Genomic DNA, 1,318 nt, shown 5'->3' with positions numbered 1-1,318 from the left:
GAACGCCCCGCATCGACAGGAAGGTTTTTTCACCGAGTCTTTGTCGTCGCGCGACCCCGAGGTTTTCGGCGCGGTGTCGTCGGAGCTTGGTCGCCAGCGCGACGAGATCGAGCTGATCGCGAGCGAGAACATCGTTTCCGCGGCGGTTATGGAGGCGCAGGGCAGCGTTCTGACGAACAAGTACGCGGAAGGGTATCCCGGGCGGCGCTACTACGGCGGCTGCCAGCACGTCGACGTTGCCGAGACTCTGGCGATCGCGCGGGCCTGCGAGCTTTTCGGCTGCGGCTTCGCGAACGTTCAGCCCAACTCGGGCAGCCAGGCCAACCAGGCGGTCAACCTCGCGCTTCTGCAGCCGGGCGACACGATCCTGGGGATGAGCCTTGACGCGGGCGGTCACCTGACGCACGGCGCGGCGCCCAACATGTCGGGCAAGTGGTTCAACGCGGTGCAGTACGGCGTGCGGCGCGACGACAACCGCATCGACTACGACCAGGTCGCGGCGCTGGCGGCCGAGCACCGGCCGAAGCTCATCATCGCCGGCGGCAGCGCGATCCCGCGGCAGATCGACTTCGCCCGCTTCCGCGAGATCGCCGACGGGGTGGGCGCCTGGCTGCACGTGGACATGGCGCATTTCGCCGGTCTGGTGGCCGCCGGCGAACACCCCTCGCCGTTCCCGCACGCGCATGTGGCCACCACGACCACGCACAAGACGCTGCGCGGCCCGCGCGGCGGCATGATCCTGACCGACGACGAGGGCCTGGCGAAGAAATTCAACTCGGCCATCTTCCCCGGGCTGCAGGGCGGGCCGCTGATGCACGTGATCGCGGCCAAGGCGGTGGCCTTCGGCGAGGCGCTGCGGCCGGAGTTCAGGGCCTACGCGGCGCAGGTCGTCGCCAACGCGCGGGCGCTGTCGGAGCAGCTGATGCGGGGCGGGCTGGACATCGTGACGGGCGGCACCGACACCCACGTCGCCCTGGTGGACCTGCGGCCCAAGGGCGTGACCGGCAAGGCGACCGAGGCCGCGCTGGGGCGCGCGCACATCACCTGCAACAAGAACGGCGTGCCCTTCGACCCGGAAAAACCCACGGTCACCAGCGGCATCCGGCTGGGCACCCCGGCGGGGACCACCCGCGGCTTCGGCGAGGCCGAGTTCCGCCGCATCGGCACGTGGATCACCCGCGTCGTCGACGGGCTGGCCGAGACCGGCGGCGACCCCAACCCCGCGGTCGAGGACGCGGTGCGCGCCGAGGTCGCCGAGCTCTGCGCCCGCTTCCCCCTCTACCCCGGCCTCTGAGAAAGATCCCGAAAAACCAAGCGC

At 70.5% G+C, this 1,318-nt stretch carries 1 protein-coding gene; it reads left to right on the top strand.

Annotation, left to right across the window (positions count from 1 at the left end):
• Positions 1–1,294 (top strand): serine hydroxymethyltransferase (glyA, locus tag CEF10_RS16670; RefSeq protein WP_269801333.1); only part of this gene is annotated, 1,294 nt, incomplete at its 5' end.
• Positions 1,295–1,318 lie beyond the last annotated feature (24 nt).

This window comes from Roseovarius salinarum (assembly GCF_002834145.1).
Lineage (GTDB): Bacteria > Pseudomonadota > Alphaproteobacteria > Rhodobacterales > Rhodobacteraceae > Roseovarius > Roseovarius salinarum.
This window is presented reverse-complemented; position numbering and strand designations above follow the sequence as displayed.